Here is a 17,827-nt window from a genome sequence, read left to right as displayed (position 1 = left end):
AACTCCGTTATGTGACTTTGTACCCGTTCTGACGACGGGCTCTTCCTTAAAAACCGGCCTAGAGTAATCAGCAGATCCCATAAGCTCAACTGTTTTTAACAAATAAAAAACACAACAAAAACGTTTCGTTGCTAAGTAAGTAACCACTCAAAGATGAATTAGCCGGATATTATGCCACAGCAGCAACGACTTATCCTGACCGGCTCCTTTCTCGCCCCCAGAAAAAAGCCCCGGCCGGGGCCGGGGCTTTTTTTACTGCTGGATGCCTAGATTAGCGATTGATGGCGATGGGCATGCCGCTGCGCTGCTCCAGGGCCTGCTTCACCAGTTGGGAGTCGCTGTCGGCGTGGGCCAGGAAGCGGGTCACCGCCGGGGTCATGGGCAGGGGGGCCGGCAGGCTGGAGTTGAACTCCTCCTCGCTGCGTGACAGGGGCTGGTGCACTTCCAGGTAGCGGCTGCCATCCGGTTCGACCGAGGCCTTGATCGGCTGGTTGATGAACTGGACGCGGGTACCGACCGGGACCTGCTTGAACAGGTACTCGATGTCGTCGTTACGCAGGCGCACGCAGCCGTGGCTCACCCGCAGGCCGATGCCGAACTGGGCATTGGTGCCGTGGATGGCGTACATCTTGCCGATGTAGAGCGCAAACAGTCCCATGGGGTTGTCCGGACCGGCCGGCCAGACCGCAGGCAGAGTCTCGCCACGGGCGGCGTACTCGGCGTGCATCTTGGCGGTCGGGGTCCAGGTCGGGCCCGCCTTCTTGCGTTGCACGCTGGTCACCCAGTTTTCAGGGGTGTCGGTGCCAAGCTGACCGATGCCGATGGGCAACACTTCCACCACCTTCTTGCCCTTGGGGTAGTAGTAGAGGCGCATCTCGGCCACGTTCAGCACAATCCCCTCCCGCGGGGCATCCGGCAGGATCAGCTGGTGCGGCACGATAAGCTTCTCACCGGCCTGCAGCAGCAGGGGATCCGCCTTGGGGTTCGCCTCCAGCATGTTAGTCAAACCGAGCTGGAACTTGGCGGCGACCGCTTCCAGCGGCTGACCCGCCTCTTCTGCCGGCACCACGTATTCCGTGTTCTCCCCCACCAGACGGCTGTTGGCCGCAGGCAGGGCATATTCGACGGCGAGGGCAGGCATGGCGGTCAGGATCAGGCTGCAGCACAGTGCAGCCGCAATGTTGTGGAGGAGCTTCATAACTTTCCTGTGATAAATGGGGTGATGCAAGGCTCTGAGCCCGACCGGGGATGGAGTCCCATCCCCGGGCGAAGAGAAGGCGGCCATTTTTCTCCTCCGCGGGTAAAAATTCAACCGGCAAATGCGCGGATATTAAGCGCTGACCCAGGGCCGTTGCCCCTAGCCGTTGCTGACCGCACCTCGCTGCCAGGCCCGCATGTCATAACCTGTTGGAGATTGGTGTAAACGCAGATGAAACTGCCCGATAATGGCGAAGATATGGTCGAAAATATCAGCCTGGATCCCTTCGTACTCGGCCCAGGCCGTGGTCGCCGTGAAGCAGTAAATCTCGAGGGGGATCCCCTCGCTGGTGGGGGCCAGCTGGCGCACCATCAGGGTCATGTCCTTGCGGATGCTGGTGTTGGCTCGCAGATAGGCATCCAGGTAGGCGCGCAGGGTGCCCAGGTTGGTGAGGTGGCGACCGTTGATGGGGCAGTTGATCGCCTCGCTCAGCTGCTGGTTGTAGCTGCTGAGCTCCTGCTCCTTGCGACTCAGGTAAGGGGCCAGCAGCTTGGCCTGCTTGAGGGCCACCTGCTCCTCCGCCGTCAGGAAGCGCACGCTGGTCATGTCGATGTTGACGCTGCGCTTGATGCGACGACCGCCGGACTCCGTCATCCCCTGCCAGTTCTTGAACGAATCGGAGATCAGCGCATAGGTGGGGATGGTGGTAATGGTCTTGTCCCAGTTCGACACCTTGACCGTGGTGAGGCCGATATCGGTCACCTCCCCATCGGCACCATACTTGTCCATCTGCAGCCAGTCACCGACGCTCAGCATACGGTTGGCAGAGAGCTGGATACCGGCCACCAGGCCGAGGATGGGGTCCTTGAACACCAACATCAAGACCGCCGTCATGGCCCCCAGGCCGCTGAACAGGATGAGTGGGGACTTGCCGAGCAGCAGGGCGATCATCAGGATGCCTACCAGGATGCTGCCAACCAGTTTCACCCCCTGGAAGATGCCGCGCAGGGGCAAGTCCCGCCCGAGCCGGGTGTTGCGGCTGAGGGAAAGCATGCAGTCTAGCAGGGCGAACAGGGAGAGCAGCAGGAACAGCAGGATCCAGAGCTGGGTCACCATCTCGATCAGCATCAGGCTGTCGGAGTTGCGGGGCAGCCAGATCTCGGCCTGACCGAGCAGCACGGCCCCCTGCAACACGAAGGCGAGGCGATGGAACAGCCGCTTCTGCAGCTGGGGCGGCAGCCACATCTGCTTGGCCTTGCCGAGCAGGCCCACCAGGCGCACCAGCAGCACCCGGTGCAGCACCAGATGCAGCATCAGGGACGTCATCAGGATGAATCCGAGGGCGATCACCAGGGCCATCAGGTTGGTAACCTCGACCCCCATCTCAGTCAACCAGCGAAAAAAACTCTCTTTCATCCCTACCTCCACACCATGAAACGGCCTGTCAGGGTACTTGTCTCGTCCGTCATGTCAAATGACAAACCACTCAGGCTGTGCCGAAAACGACAACGCCCGGCACGGGCCGGGCGTTGTGTTTCAGCGGGTTGGCATCAGCCGACCAGTGCCAGGGCATCGCGGGCGATGACCAGCTCTTCGTTGGTGGGCATCACCAGTGCCAGCGGGCTGTCGGCGGTGGTGATGCGACCTTCCCCACCCAGCACGGCAGCGTTGTTCGCGTCTTTATCCACCTTGAAGCCGAACAGGGCCAGGCGGGCCAGCACCATCTCGCGCACCATGGCGGCGTTCTCGCCGATGCCGCCGGTGAACACCAGGGCATCCAGACGACCGTCCATGGCGGCGGCGTAGGCGCCGACGTACTTGGCCACCCGGTAGGTGAACACGTCCAGCGCACGCTTGGCACCGGCATCGGTGGCGTAGTTGGAGGTGACGTAGCGGCAGTCGCTGCTCGCCTCCGTCATGCCCAGCAGGCCGGATTCACGGGTCAGGCAGTGGTTGATCTGATCCACGCTGTAACCCAGGTTGTCGTGCATGAAGAATACGATGGCCGGATCGATGTCACCGCTGCGGGTGCCCATCGCCAACCCTTCCAGCGGGGTCAGCCCCATGGAGGTATCGACGGACTCACCACCCCGGATGGCGCAGACGGAGGCGCCGTTGCCCAGGTGGCAGTTGATCATGTTGAGCTCATTCAGCGGCTTGCCGAGCGCCTTGGCGGTCTCTTCCGCGATGAAGCGGTGGGAGGTGCCGTGGGCGCCGTAGCGACGGATGCCGTGCTCCTCATACAGCTTGTAAGGCAGCGCATAGAGGTAGGCCTCTTGCGGCAGGGTCTGGTGGAAGGCTGTGTCGAACACGGCCACGTTCTTCTCGGCCAGGGCCGGGAACACCTTGAGGGCGGCGCGGATACCGATGAGGTGGGCCGGGTTGTGCAGGGGGGCGAACGGGATGGCGGCCTCGATACCGGCGATCACGCCGTCATCGATGCGCACGGAGCGTGAGAACTGCTCGCCGCCGTGCACGATGCGGTGGCCGATGGCGACCAGCTGCTCGGCAAGGCTGGGATCCTGGGGCAGGATCTGGCCCACGATATGGTCGAGGGCTTCCTGGTGAGCGGCACCCGCTCCCAGCATGGCTTCACCCTTGACTCCGTGGAGTTTCCACTTGATACGTGCATCATCCAGATTGAAACATTCGGCCAGGCCGGACAGCATGTCCTCGCCCGTTTCGGCGTCCATAACGGCAAATTTCAGGGAAGAGCTACCGCAGTTAAGGATCAATACCAACTTGCTCATGTTCTACATCTTCCTGTGCTTCGGCTTGATGCCGACAGTGTCGTGTCATCCAACATGGATGGGATTCCCCTGCCGGGGGCTTATGGTCGCAGGAAAGTGCGTCCAATTTTTCAATTCGTTAGGTGCGGGCTCAGAGCACGCGTACCCATGACGGGCTGCATAAGTCACCGCTGACAACAGCGGCCTTATCACAGACGGGCACCTTGGCACCCGCGACTGGCGGCTAGAGGCCGGCCAGCAGGTCTTTATGAACCTTGACCACCAACTTCTTCACCGGGCCCGGGGTGGTCAGGGTACAGAGAGGGCGATGCAGTTCTCCCGGCCAGAAGATGGCGAAGTGGCCGGGCTGCAACGCCAGATAACTGGTCTGTTCGTCGTCGACGAACCAGAGATCGGGATGGGGATGATCCGCCCCTTCGCGCTCATAGGCATGGGGCCCGACGCCGATCCACTCCTCACCGCGCAGCAACAGCTGAATATCCAGATACTGCTCGTGAAACTCGCCGCGGCGTGCGTCAAGCGGCTCGGTCAGCTCCTCGCTCACCAGGCAGAACAGCCTGAGGCCATCGATCTCGGTCTTGCCGAGGGGGGCATCCAGCCAGTGCGGGACGCTCTTCACCACCTCCGCCATGATGCGGGCCAGGGGGGCGGGCAAGGGAGTGCGTTGCAAGGTATCCAGACTGCCGGTGATCATCGATGCGTATCCTTAGGTGTATTGCCGTCTATCTTCGTCTGCCAATAAAAAAGGACCCGTCAAAGGTCCCTGTCCAGCGCCGTCTGCTATCCGTGCAGACCTAGAGGAGCATCTTCATCAAATGGGCGCCGGATCACTGTTGCACAGTGTTTCGCCGTTTGCCAGGAAATAACCGCTCACTCGCCAGATGATCGTACCAGCTGAAACAATATTATTCACTAGCGAATTGCCCCCGACTTTGACCAGACGCAAAAACGGGAGCATCTGCTCCCGTTTTTTCTGTCAAACCAGCCTCATTCAAGCCTTTTTGGCATTCTCGACCGGCTTCGCATACATCTGACGCCAGATGTGCTTGTACTCTTCTGGAACCTCTGACTGACGGGTCAGGAAAGCGGTCTGTTCGATGGTGCTGGCCTTACCGGACACATCAGCAGCCAGATAGTTGCCGGGGAAGAGTCGATAGCTGCCCCAGATGGCCTTGTCGATCAGGGCGGCGAGCTCGTCCGGATCGCTGAAGCCTTCGGTGATGGGGGCGCCGAAGGAGACGTGTACCCGCCCCTTCTGGCCGACGATGCCGGCAACTATGCTCTCGATGTCCTCGAACTCGCCCTTCTCATAGCTGCCGTTGACGGACTTCTCGTACAGCTCACGCGCCTTGGCCTTGTCGGTGGGGTCCAGCTCGTAGCTGATGCTGACCGGCACTATGTTCAGGCTGCGCATGTAGTCGACGAACTCGATCTTCTGCTTCTTGCCGTCCACGTAGAACATCTTGAGGATGGCGGGATCTGTCTTGTCGTCCCCGTCTTTCGCACGGCCTTCCTTCTGGGCGATCCAGATGGAGTGCCCCTCGTGCACCGACTGGCCGATATAGGCCGACAGCTCGCCTAGGGTCTTCATCATCTCTCGCGGCCCCTTGGCGGAGCGTTTGACGATGAAACTCTTGTTGAGCTTCATCAGCTCGGTGGCGCAGGGCTTGCGCAGCAGGTTGTCACCGATGGCGATGCGCACGGTATCGAAACCGTGGGTGTGCAGCCCCCAGTTGACGAACGCCGGATCCATGGCGATGTCCCTGTGGTTGGAGACGAACAGGTAACCCTGCTCCTTCTTCAGGTGCTCGAGACCGGAGAAGGTCACCCCCTGGGTGGAGGTCGCTATCATGCGGCTCATGTACTGGGTCACCCCCAGCTGTACCTGGCGCACCGTGGTGACCTTGGCCCACTTGTGGCGCAGGAACTGGCGGATCAGCGGGCGAATGGCCCAGCCCAGCCAGCTCATCAGGGAGCCGAAACGGTATTTGGCGATGGCACCGATAAACTCATCATCCTGGATCAGTCGCTCGATGGCTGCCGGCACTTCGTCATCGCGATAGGGGCGAATGTCCGCGAATCTGTCTACTTCAGTCACAATGTCAGCCTTGCAAGTATGGAGTCGCGGCCAGCTGCTGCTGGCCGGGAAAATTCAGGGCGCAATTTTACACGCTTTTGGAGTCAGGGGTATGAGCGGCGCACAGATAGTGTGCCCGATCCCGAAAAAGCCGCGGCCCGGGACCATTTTTACGCTCAGATGGAGGGGCTGATCAGCGCGGTGGGGATGTGATCCTCCCAGCGGCCGTTGAAGACAATTCCTGGCATAGTCCTCCCACTCGAAGCCGAGCCGCGCGAGCAGGGCGCAGCTACGCTCGTTCACAGACAGCTATGTAGCTCACCATGTAACGGGGCAAAACCGGCTCAGACGGCGGGGTTGATCAGCGCCGTGAGGATATGATCCTCCCAGCGACCGTTGATCATCAGGTAATCCCGGGCATAGCCCTCCCGCTCGAAGCCGAGGCGCGCGAGCAGGGCGCCACTGCGCTCATTCGCAGGCATGTAACTCGCCATGATGCGGTGCAGGCCCATCTCGCAAAACAGATGCTCGATGCCGGCGGCGACCACCTCCTGCATCAGCCCTTGCCCTTCATGTTCCTTGTCGATGGCATAGCCGAGATGGCACGCCTTGAACATGCCCATCATGATGTGGGTGAAGTTGCAGGTGGCGAGCACTCGCTCCCCCTTGGGGTCGAGCGCCACCAGTTGCAAAGCGCTGCCGTCGAAGAACTGGCTGTAACCGTCCCGCAGGCGCTGGCGCCAGTGATCCAGGGTGTAGAAGCTCTCGTCCCGCGCTGGCTCCCAGACTCGCAGGTGCTCGCGGTTGCGCAGATAGAAATCCAGCATCAGATCGGCCCGCTCCGGGGTCAGCACGGTCAGCCGGGTGCGGGGTGTCTTGATGACGGGCAGCGTCATGCGTGCTCCCGCTGGCGCAGCCAATCGTCCCGCAAGAGACCGTAGTGGACGTGATCCACTACCCGATCCGCCAGTCGCTCGGCGCGGCGGATGATCCCCTCCTGCTCCATGCCGAGTCGCTCGCACACCGCCCGGCTGGCGTCGTTCTCGGTGGCGGCGCTGATCTCCACCTTCTCCATCCCCATCTCCTCGAAGGCGTGATGGATCATCGCCTGGCAGGCCCGGGTGATGATGCCATTGCCCTGCCAGCGCTCCGCCAGCCAGTAGCCGATGGTGACCTTGCCGAGCGCCTGATCGATCTGGTTGTAACCGATGACCCCCACCACCTCCCCCTGATACTCGATGGCTGTGGTGAGCCCCTCGCCGCGGGCGAACTTCTCGATGGCGTGACGGATGAAGGTGGCGGTGTCGGAGGACTGCTGGATATAGGGCACCCAGGGCAGCCACTGGGTCAGGTAGTCGCGATTGCGCTGACAAAGGCCAAACAGCTCGCTGGCCATGTCGGGCTGCAGGAACAGGAGCGCCAGCTCATCATCCAGTTGCCATGAAAACATGCATCCTCCTCCCTCACCGCTCCCCATGAGCCGTCATGAGGGCCAATGTAGTCAATCAACCCATTGTCTGCCAAGGACTTTCAGCAAGGGAACGCCACAGGCAACCCCCATATGGACATATCCATCTGGATATGGAATTGGCGCCCTTGTCATTGCCGCTCTTTTGCAGAGTAAAAAACCAAATATCAGAAACAAAATAGCCAGTACGGATGGCAACAGACATTCCTGCTACCCCTTTATGCTGCCCTGTCACAACTAACAGGGCGCAATTTCAAACCGGCCCACTAGTGTAGGAACGCTGGGCAAAGAGACCCGGAATGCAATCTTCATCGACTTAAGGAAAGACGAGATGAACAAAGTCTATTTGGCCGTGGTATTGGCCTGCTGGGGAAGTGCCGCCATGGCGGCAGAACAGGTGGAAGTGAATCAGGTTGCCGGCATCCAGGGAGTACCGAGCGGCGCCGCCGGTGTCGGTGCCCTGGCCGGGGACGGGGAATACCGCCAGGTGCGGGTCGTCAAGCTGCCCAACGGCCAGCAGCGAGTGCGCTATGAGCAGACCTGGCACGGCATCCCGGTCTGGGGCCAGGTGCTGGTCGCCGAGCAATCCCTCGGTGGTCAGATAAGCCAGGTCTCCGGCCAGATCCTGCGCCAGATCGACGCCGATCTGAGCAGCCCCACCGCCACCCTCACGCCGGCTGATGCCGCGAGCAAGGCCCGTGCCGGTGTCAAGGGCAGCAACGAGCGGGTCAAGCTGTTCGTGATGCAGGATGAGGCCGGTCAGGCCCGCCTGGTCTATCTGGTCTCCTGGCTCGCGGCGAGCGATGAGCCGAGCCGCCCCTTCGTGGTGATCGATGCCCAGAGCGGCAGCGAGCTCAAGCGCTGGGAGGGGATCAACCACAAGGATGCCACCGGTCCCGGCGGCAACACCAAGACCGGCAAATACTTCTACGGCGCCGACTACGGTCCGCTGCAGGTGGACGACAGCTGCCGCATGAGCAGCGCCAATGTGGATACCATCAACCTGAACCACGCCACCTCGGGGGGCGCCGTGCACCAGTTCACCTGCCCGGAGAACACGGTCAAGGAGATCAACGGCGCCTACTCGCCGCTCAACGATGCCCACTACTTCGGTAACGTGGTGTTCGACATGTACCGCAACTGGTACAACACGGCGCCGCTGAGCTTCAAGCTCAAGATGCGGGTGCACTACAGCCGCAACTACGAGAACGCCTTCTGGGACGGCAGCCAGATGACCTTCGGCGACGGCGCCACCACCTTCTATCCCCTGGTGAGCCTGGACGTAGCCGCCCACGAGGTGAGCCACGGCTTCACCGAGCAGAACTCGGGGCTGGTCTACTCCGGCCAGTCCGGCGGCATCAACGAGGCCTTCTCCGACATGGCGGGGGAAGCGGCCGAGAACTTCATGAAGGGCAGCAACGACTGGCTGGTGGGGGCCCAGATCTTCAAGGGCAACGGCTCGCTGCGCTACTTCGAGGATCCGACCCGGGATGGCAAGTCCATCGGCCATGCCAGCGATTACTATGACGGCATCGACGTGCACCACAGCTCAGGGGTCTACAACCGCGCCTTCTACCTGCTGGCCAATACCAGCGGCTGGAACACCCGCAAGGCGTTCGAGGTGTTCGTGCTGGCCAACCGCCTCTACTGGGGTGCCAACACCACCTACGATCAGGGCGCCTGCGGTGTGACCAAGGCGGCCACGGATCTGGGCTACAGCCTGACCGATGTGGCGGCGGCCTTCACCACGGTCGGGGTCAACGCCTCCTGCAGCACCACACCGCAACCCGGCAGCGTGCTGCAAAACGGGGTACCGGTGACCGGTCTGTCTGCCGCCAAGGGTGGCAAGGTGAGCTACACCATAGAGGTGCCCGCCGGCAAGAGCCAGCTGGTTGTCACCAGCAGTGGTGGCACCGGGGATGCGGATCTCTATGTGAAGTTCGGCTCGGCGCCGACCAGCACCAGCTATGACTGCCGCCCCTACAAGAGTGGCAACGCCGAGACCTGCACCCTGAATGCCCCCAAGGCGGGGACCTGGCACGTGCAGCTCAGCGCCTACAGCGCCTTCTCGGGGGTGACCCTGAAAGCCAGCCATTGATCCCGTATCCAGGGAAAAACTGACCCAGGCGCCGGACTTGTCCGGCGCTTTTCTTTTGGTGATCAGCCGATGCTCAGCGCCCCGCCCAACGCCTTGCCAGGGTACGGGCGGCCTCCAGCACCCGCTCCTTCTCCCGATTCGGCCGCTTGCCGCTGCGCCAGGCCATCATCACGTCCCAGTGATCCGGCGGCAGATCCACTACGTCCAGCTGCACCAGGCGGCCGAACTCCAGGTCCCGGCTGATGGCCAGCGCCGGCATCAGGGTGATGAAGCCGTGCTCCAGCGCCAGCTCCCGCGCCGCACTGGCGGGCTGGATGGCGTGCAGCGGGCTCGCCACCTGGCGCAGCAGCCGCAGCTGCAGGATCAGCTCGTCACAGCCGGTGCCCCACTGCTGGGGTGCCAGCCGCTCGTTGGCGATATCCTGCAGGGTCAGCCCCTGCTTGCCCGCGAGCGGATGGCCGGCGCTCGCCACGGCGATGATGGGAGAGCGGTAGAGCAGCTCGAGCTGGATGCCGGCGATGGCGGGGCATTTCAAGATGAAGCCGACGTCTGTCTCGCCGGTCAGCAGCTCCTGCATGATGACGCCGGAGTGATCCGTGTTGCAGCGGATCTCGAACGCCTCGTCCACCAGGGCCAGCAGCAGCGGGCCGAAGACGACTGTGGTCAGGGAGGGCAAGCAGGCGAGCCGGATGCGCGGCAGGGCGGGCGCTCCCTGCATCGCGAGCCGCCCTCCCTCCAGTGCGCTCAGAGCTGCGCTCGCGGCGGGCAGGAACTGCTCGCAGGCCGGCGTGGGGGTGGCACCTCGTCGATGACGGCGAAACAGGGGCTGTCCCAGCTCCTGCTCCAGCACGGCGATCCGCTGGCTGACCATGGGCTGGGACCAGCCGCGAATGGCGGCTACCTTGCTGAAGCTGCCACGGTTGGCCACATCCAGCAGCAATTGCAGATCATCGAGGGTCATAGCCATAACAAAATCCAATATGAAATATAGCCAGTTGTCGGCTACCACTATATCTGGCTCCCTCCCAGAATAGCAGTATCAATCGTCATGAAATGGCCAGAGCGCCGCCGAGTCAGGGACTTGTCTTCGTCCTTGGCTCTGTTTGGTGACGGCGCCATTCAGGCAACACACACAATAAGCACTATTTTCGATGCGGCAGAGGTTCTAAGGGTCATGGTTGAGCGGGCGAGGCGGTTGGGGCGGTGGTTTTTGGCGTTGGATTCCCTCCTGGTGATCCTGGGATTCTTCGTGGTCATGCCCATGATCAGCCTGCGCTTCGTGGATCAACTCGGCTGGGCGGCCGGGGTGGTCGGGCTGGCGCTGGGGTTGCGGCAACTGACCCAGCAGGGGCTGGGAGTCTTCGGTGGTTCACTCGCCGATAAATTTGGCGCTCGCCCCCTCATCGTCTGCGGCATGCTGTTGCGGGCCGCCGGCTTTGCCAGCCTGGCCTATGCCCAGAGCGGGCTGGAACTCATCCTCTCCTGCATCATCTCGGGGTTGGGTGGCTGCCTGTTCGACCCTCCCCGCGCGGCCCTGGTGATCAAGTTCACCCGTCCCCGGGAGCGGGGTCGCTACATCTCATTGCTGATGATGCTGGAGAGCGCCGGTGCCGTGGCCGGTGCCCTGCTCGGCAGCTGGCTGCTGAACTTCGATTTCGAATACGTCTGCCTGCTGGGGGCTGGCCTCTTCGTCTGCGCGGCCCTGTGCAACCTGCTGATCCTGCCCGCCTACAAGCTCTCGGTGCGGCCCACCCCGATCCGGGCCGGCCTCGGCCAGGTGCTGGCGGACAAGGCCTTCTGCCGACTGGTGCTGATCCTGAGCGGCTACTACGCGCTCTGGGTGCAGGTGATGCTGATCTTCCCCATCCTGGTCAAACAGATGGCAGGCAGCACCACGGCGGTGGGCTGGATGTACACCCTGGAGACCGCCATCTCCCTGACCCTGCTCTATCCGCTGGCCCGCTATGGCGAGCGCCACTTCAAGCTGGAGAACCGCCTGATGGCCGGGGTGCTGCTGATGACAGCCGGCATCGGACTGGTGGCCTTCGCCACTACCCTGCCCGCAGTCTTCATGTTGCTGGCCTGCTTCTATCTCGGCATCGTCATCGCCGAGCCGGCGCGGGAGACGCTGATGACCAAACTCGCACAACCGGGTGCCCGGGGCAGCTACATGGGCTTCAGCCGGCTGGGGCTGGCGCTTGGCGGCATGACCGGCTATGTCAGCGGCGGCGCATTGCACGACTACGCCAACGTCCAGGGGCAGCCCTGGCTGCCCTGGCTGGTGCTCGGGACCGTCGGGGTGATCACCTTCCTGCTGCTGGTCAACTGCTTCCAGCGTGACTCCCGCCTGGCCAGGGTCAATGCCTGAGCCCGCAGCAGGCTGAGCACAACACCATCTGACCAGGGGGTCGGTTTATCCAAACCGGCCCCCTGTTGCTATCTGGCTGACAGCCGCCAGCCGGTTTCGGTTTTAGCCTGACTCGTCGCCACCCCCGCCCCTTCTTATCTTGGCCTTTATCTGGGACCCTTATGCCCAGACCCCGGTAAAAATGTCCCATAAAAAAAGCGGCAGATTGCTCTGCCGCTTTTTGCTCAAACGGGGGCCGACTTACTTGTCGATATCCAGCATGTTGTTTTGCAACATGAAGTCGATGACCTGATTCGCCGTGGTGCCGGAGCCGCCGGTCAGGGTATCGAAGGTATGGTTCGTCAGCACTATCTCCTGAGTCACCGGCGCCGCACTGCTCTCCTTGACCTGCAGATGCACCCCTTCGCTGTCCTGGAACACCGAGAGCAGGCTCTTCAGCGAGTTCTCGTCCTTGCTGCCATCGCTATCCAGCAGGTCGCTGAGATCCAGCTTGTCTCCCTCGGCCCTGGAGAAGTCGGTGACATAGTCCTTGGTCACAGTGCCAGGCGTCGTATCCCCCTTCTGCCAGACGAAGGTGTCGGCGCCCGTGCCACCCGTCAGGATGTCGTTGCCAAGCCCCCCGGCCAGCATGTCGTTACCCTGACCGCCGCTCAGCACATCGTTGCCTGCGCCGCCATAGAGGTTGTCGTTGCCCGTGCCACCATAGAGAGTATCGTTGCCACTCTCGCCAAACAGGTTGTCGTCACCGGCCCCACCGAACAGGATGTCATTGCCATCTCCGCCGAACAGGGAGTCATTGCCGCCCTGACCGAACAGGATGTCGTTGCCCGCCCCGCCGATCAGCACATCCGCCTTGTCATTGGCTGAAGACTGATCGAAATCGGCGGCATGCTCCTGGATGTAGCGATGCACGTCGGCATCCAGCACATCGCTGCGGCCCAGCTGTGCCGCCACATAGCTCTTGATGGCTGAATAGCCTTCCCCATCGATGCCGGCGAAGTGCACCGCATCACCGAACAGGATGTCATCACCGGCCCCACCATCGAAACGGTCGGCTCCCGGCAGATTGTTCACCGAGGTGCCCAGGATGGCATTGGCCAGATCCGAGGCGTTGACCCCGGTCTTGAGCACCCCATCGGAGTCGTAGGATTTCAGGTCATTGGTGGAGATGTTCGCCCCCAGCCCGATGGCCTCGACGGTCACCCCCATGCCGGTCAGCAGCCCGAAGCCCGCCACCGAGTTGCTGATGGTGGTGCTGTCGGTAGAGTTCCCCGACCCCGCCAGGGTCGAGTAGGTATAACCCCCCTTGCCATCCGCACGCATATAACCGACCTGGCTCTGCGTGCCCCATCTGTCGTAGGAGTAAACCCGGCCCTGAGCATCGACGATGGTATAGCCATTCGAGGTATAAACCCGGTTTGCAACATATCCACTACCAAGAACGGTATTCAGATAGACATCATTATTGCTCCCTGAATTGTTCACAATCCGTGGGTTGCTGCCTTCACTATCCAGGTAATAGGTCGGCTTGCCATCGGTAATGAAGTAGGTCAAGTTCTTGGCATTGGTGTTGCCCTGTACGGTCGAGCTGTTGAACCAGTTTGCCGTGGTCTTGAACACGTCCTCGTAGTTGGTGCCACCACCGTTGTTGCTGCTGCCATCCATGCTGTCGAGGATGGTCTGCAACTGGCTCAGGGCATTCGCGTCCTTGAGATTCACGCTCACGGACTTGTTGGCCAGGGTATCGAAGTCCACCAGGAAGATGTTGACCTTGCCCGCCCCATCCGTACCGGCGCTGTTCTTCAGGCTGGCGAAGACCTGAGCCAACTGGCTCTTGATGGTGTTCATGGCATCAGTGCCGATACTGCCGGAGCTGTCGACCATGAAGGCGATGTTGTAGTTCTGACCCGACAGCACCACGCTGCCATCCAGATCCCCCACCACGATATTGTGCTCGCTGCCATAGGTCCGGCTCTGGTCACCCGGCTCCCCTTCGGTCGCGTTGAAGTAACTCAGACGGATGCTGTCATCATCGGTGGCGGAACTGGTCTGATCGGTCCCCACCTCCTTGGCGATGGCCTCCACCTTGAGATCGACCTGACCGGCACTGCCGCCCGGCACGCGCAGCGTCAGCCCGGTGAGCTTCACATCCAGTGCACTGGCGGTCCACAGACTACTGTTGGCCGTGAGGGTGATCTTGCCATCAGCACCAGCGGTCCCCAGCAGTTGAGCACCGTTATAGAGTTGCGTTCCCTGGGGCATGCCAGTGAGCACCAGGCTGTCGAATACCTCGCTGCCATCCCTGTCGTTCAGGGATGCACTCAACTCTACCGGATAGTCGACCACGGTCGGCTGTACCAGAGTCAGTGCTCCCGTATCCTGATTGATCTGGTAGATGCCATCGGTAAACTGCACGTATTCGATGTCGTGCAGCGCCTTGGTGACACCGACCCCCGCTTCCGTCACCGAGAAATCGAACCAGCGATCGTTGGTCGAGAAGCCACTGCCCTTCTTGATGGCGTAGTCCGCACGATTGCCGGTCAGGACGGCGATATCTGTGCCGGCACCGCCATAGAGACCGTCATTGCCAAGGCCTGACACCAGTACATCGTTGCCGTCCCCCCCATAGAGGGAATCCCCCTGAGCCGCATTGCCACCGACCAGGATGTCATTGCCTCCCTGCCCATAGAGCAGGTCACCACCACCATGAGAACTGACGATATAGTCGTTGCCACTATTGCCAAGCACTTGCTCCTGGCCACTGCTGCTATCGGTCAGCGAACTGGTGATACCGAATGCCGTCTTGTTGAAGTTGCCGGACTGGAACTGCTCCGTCGTGATACCCGCACTCGGGAAGCTCAGGTTGTAAAGCGGTATGCCATTGCCCGTCAGGGTCACGTTGACCATCGGCTTGTCGGCCACGGCCGCCACATCGATCACCAGCTTGCCGCTGTTGCTGAGGTTGGCACCGTCGCTTATCTGATAACCGAAGCTGGCGTAATCCCCCTGCTTGTTGCCGACGGAGAGACCGCCGCCGTCGGTTCCATTGGTGCTCGACTCATTGAGCCCGGGCACGAAGCGCAGATGACCGGTATTGATGTCGCCGTAAGAGATCAGATCCCCCACCTTCACCGCCACCCATTGGCCGGCGGCATTGAGGTATTCCAGCTTGCCGTTGAGGGGCAGGGTACCGATCTTAACACTCAGATCGCTGTTGGCCTGATCGTCGCTGGCACCAAACTGGGACCACTTCAGCACCTGGGGCTGATCTTCCAGCCCTGAGCTATAACCACCCGCAGCGGTCGGTGCGCGATCGTTGTCGATGATGGTACCCGTCCCCGTCTGTCCACCTATGGTGACCGACAGGCTCTCGTTTGCCTCGACCAGACGATCGTCCAGGGTCGGAATGGTCACGGTGAAGCCGGACACCCCGGCAGGCACAGTGATCTTGCCGGTCGTGCTGTTGTAGGTCACCCCGTTGCTGAATTGGGCGCTTCCCCAGTCGAGAGCCGAGGCGGGATTGGTGCCGCTGCCCTGGATGGCGAAATCATATTGGGTCGCCTCCTGGGTCGCGTCGGACAGGGTCACGCTGTGACTCAGGTTGCCGCCTTCCGCCACGCTCTCGCTGGAGACCGACTGCACAACAGGCGTGAACAGCGGCTTGGTGGCAAACGACCCCAGGCTGCCGTCGCCATCCCCATCCACCGCCTTGAACTGGAAGTCGATATCCCCATCGCCCAGCGGCTTGGACATGTTCTGGTACTGGAAGAACTCCCACTTGCCGGTGGCCGGTGTGAACTCCAGACGGAACACCAGGGTGCCGTCACTGTCCTTGCCAACCAGGGTATTGGCCGACTCCAGAGTCGTGGTGATTGCCTTGCCGGTGGCCGTGGTCAGCCCGGTTTCGGTCGTGCCGACGAGTTGCATGTAACCCTTGCCATCGGCCCCCCACTGCGGCGTGACGGTACCCGAACCGTAGGCGATGGCCTGCGCCGTCGTCGCGCCGAGGAACTCGATGCTCTTCACGGTGAAGTCGCTGTTGTCACTGGTGTTGGTGTTGCCATTGTTGGTGGCCTTGATCACCATGGTGTCGAAGCCGCCCTGCTGCACCTGGAAGTTGCCGGCATAGTCGCCGCCAGAGACATTGGAGCTGAAGGTCTGGGTACCGATCAGCACGCCACCGCGATAGAACTCCACCACGCCGCTCTCCAGCTCGCCGCCGAACATCTGGCTGAACTTGATATTGGCGCCATAGGCCACCTTGCCCGCATCCAGCTTGATGATGAGCTGCTCGGAGGCCGAGGTGCCATTGGCGAAGTGACGGAAATCGATCTCGTTAGCGATGTTGTGATAGGGAGCCGCCACGCTGGACACCCCCAACCCGGAACTGGAGCCATTCACATTCGCGGCGACCAGGGTCGAGTCGGTGGCCGACTTGAAGCCCAGCGCCGTGATGGTGAAGCCCGCCATGCCGAGAGACAGCTTGTTGCCGCTGTATTGGGTCAGATCGAACAACCCGGTCAGGGCCGCCGGGATATCAGTCTTGGTGACGGACACGGCGGCGGCATCACCCGCGACCGGCGAGTCATCCTCAACGGAAATGGGCAGGCTGCCGGCGGTGGTGGTCTTGCCATCCGATACGGTCACACCGATCTGGAAGTTGAGTACGTCCTCACTCCCCTTGGTCGGATGATCAAGGGGTGCCTTGAGGGTCACGTCATAGCTCCAATCACCCTTGCTGCCGCCAGCCGGAGCCGTCAGTTTCACATCGATGACCGCCTTGTAGTCCGCACCGCCCACCGTGCCGGTATAGCCGGTCAACACCTTGGTGGTGGCATTCCAGCTCCACTGCACCGCAGCACCACCGGACGTCAGGCCACTCGGTCCACTCAAGCTGATGGTCAGGCTATCCTGGCTATCCAGGTCGCCAACCGTGATCTTGCCGCTGGCGGCCACGCTGTCCGTGGTATCGCTGCTGCCTGCCGTATCGGCGATCCCGCCGGCAAGCCCCTCTTCGGATACCACAGCCCCCTTGTCGATGCTCAGCGTCGGCGCATCGTTGGTGCCGGTGATGGTGATGGTCAGGGTGCTGGTCTGGCTGACGGTGCCGTCGGTGGCGGTGTAGGTAAACACCACGTTCGCGGTGTTGCCCGCCGCCAGTTTCTGGGCATCCGCCCCGTTGGCGTTGAAGCTGTAGCTGCCGTCGGCGCGGATGGTCAGGGTGCCGTAGCTGTTGCTCAGCACGGTGTCGCCGCTGGCGTTGACCGCGGTCGCCGTCCCCGTGGTGCCGTTCAAGATCCCGATCACCTTGAGGGCATTGCCATCCACATCGCTGTCGTTGGCCAGCACGCCGTTGGCGGCGGTCACGGTCAGAACAGCGTCTTCGTTGACATTCCCCACATCGGCCTGCAGCACAGGGGCATCGTTGGTGCCGGTGATGGTGATGGTCAGGGTGCTGGTCTGGCTCACGGTGCCGTCGGTGGCGGTGTAGGTAAACACCACGTTCGCGGTGTTGCCCGCCGCCAGTTTCTGGGCATCCGCCCCGTTGGCGTTGAAGCTGTAGCTGCCGTCGGCCCGGATGGTCAGGGTGCCGTAGCTGTTGCTCAGCACGGTGTCGCCGCTGGCGTTGACCGCGGTCGCCGTCCCCGTGGTGCCGTTCAAGATCCCGGTCACCTTCAGGGTGTTGCCATCCACATCGCTGTCGTTGGCCAGCACGCCGTTGGCCGCGGTCACGGTCAGAACAGCGTCTTCGTTGACGCTCCCTACATCGGCCTGCAGCACAGGGGCATCGTTGGTGCCGGTAATGGTGATGGTCAGGGTGCTGGTCTGGCTGACGGTGCCGTCGGTGGCGGTGTAGGTAAACACCAC

Annotated in this window: 11 protein-coding genes; 2 read left to right on the top strand and 9 right to left on the bottom strand. The window is 61.9% G+C overall.

Translation table 11 applies throughout. From position 1 onward, the window contains the following. Window positions 1–271: 271 nt before the first annotated feature. From ACRCYW_RS20205 to ACRCYW_RS20175, 7 genes are all read right to left on the bottom strand, one after another. On the bottom strand, window positions 272–1,198 hold the full coding sequence (locus ACRCYW_RS20205; protein WP_438551791.1) for a L,D-transpeptidase family protein: 927 nt from the start codon (window positions 1,196–1,198) through the stop codon (window positions 272–274). Between the two features lie 159 nt (window positions 1,199–1,357). Then, window positions 1,358–2,614: a mechanosensitive ion channel family protein gene (locus ACRCYW_RS20200; RefSeq protein WP_438551790.1), complete on the bottom strand. Its 1,257-nt coding sequence runs from the start codon at window positions 2,612–2,614 to the stop codon at window positions 1,358–1,360. A gap of 134 nt (window positions 2,615–2,748) precedes the next feature. Then, on the bottom strand, window positions 2,749–3,948 hold the full coding sequence (locus ACRCYW_RS20195) for an acetate kinase (protein WP_438551789.1): 1,200 nt from the start codon (window positions 3,946–3,948) through the stop codon (window positions 2,749–2,751). A gap of 223 nt (window positions 3,949–4,171) precedes the next feature. Then, window positions 4,172–4,642: a YhcH/YjgK/YiaL family protein gene (locus tag ACRCYW_RS20190; protein ID WP_438551788.1), complete on the bottom strand. Its 471-nt coding sequence runs from the start codon at window positions 4,640–4,642 to the stop codon at window positions 4,172–4,174. Between the two features lie 297 nt (window positions 4,643–4,939). Continuing rightward, complete coding sequence (locus tag ACRCYW_RS20185) at window positions 4,940–6,046, bottom strand: 1-acyl-sn-glycerol-3-phosphate acyltransferase (protein ID WP_438551787.1); 1,107 nt, start codon at window positions 6,044–6,046, stop codon at window positions 4,940–4,942. Window positions 6,047–6,369: 323 nt separating this feature from the next. After that, a complete protein-coding gene (locus ACRCYW_RS20180; RefSeq protein WP_438551786.1) occupies window positions 6,370–6,921 on the bottom strand; it encodes a GNAT family N-acetyltransferase in 552 nt (183 codons plus the stop codon). After that, the gene (locus ACRCYW_RS20175) at window positions 6,918–7,475 is read right to left on the bottom strand and encodes a GNAT family N-acetyltransferase (protein ID WP_438551785.1); all 558 of its coding nucleotides are present in this window, start codon (window positions 7,473–7,475) and stop codon (window positions 6,918–6,920) included. Before ACRCYW_RS20175 ends, ACRCYW_RS20180 begins: the two co-directional genes overlap by 4 nt. Before the next feature lie 349 nt (window positions 7,476–7,824). On the opposite strand from ACRCYW_RS20175, the gene ACRCYW_RS20170 reads away from it, so the two are divergent. Beyond that, entirely contained in the window at window positions 7,825–9,591 is a 1,767-nt protein-coding gene (locus ACRCYW_RS20170; protein ID WP_438551784.1) for a M4 family metallopeptidase, read from the top strand. Window positions 9,592–9,664: 73 nt separating this feature from the next. Here the strand turns inward: ACRCYW_RS20170 and ACRCYW_RS20165 are convergent, their stop codons facing one another. After that, on the bottom strand, window positions 9,665–10,558 hold the full coding sequence (locus ACRCYW_RS20165) for a LysR family transcriptional regulator (protein WP_438551783.1): 894 nt from the start codon (window positions 10,556–10,558) through the stop codon (window positions 9,665–9,667). Window positions 10,559–10,765: 207 nt separating this feature from the next. Here ACRCYW_RS20165 and mdtH point away from each other — a divergent pair, with 207 nt between their 5' ends. Continuing rightward, window positions 10,766–11,959 carry a multidrug efflux MFS transporter MdtH gene (gene mdtH, locus ACRCYW_RS20160; RefSeq protein WP_438551782.1) on the top strand — a complete coding sequence of 398 codons (1,194 nt, stop codon included), beginning with the start codon at window positions 10,766–10,768 and terminating at the stop codon, window positions 11,957–11,959. A 240-nt stretch (window positions 11,960–12,199) separates the two neighbouring features. Here mdtH and ACRCYW_RS20155 read toward each other — a convergent pair. Beyond that, the coding region (locus ACRCYW_RS20155; RefSeq protein ID WP_438551781.1) for a VCBS domain-containing protein at window positions 12,200–17,827 on the bottom strand (5,628 nt) is incomplete at its 5' end.

Source organism: Aeromonas sp. (genome assembly GCF_051657805.1).
Classification (GTDB): Bacteria; Pseudomonadota; Gammaproteobacteria; order Enterobacterales; family Aeromonadaceae; genus Aeromonas.
Note: the sequence above shows the minus strand (reverse complement) of the source record. Positions and strands in the feature narration are given on the sequence as shown.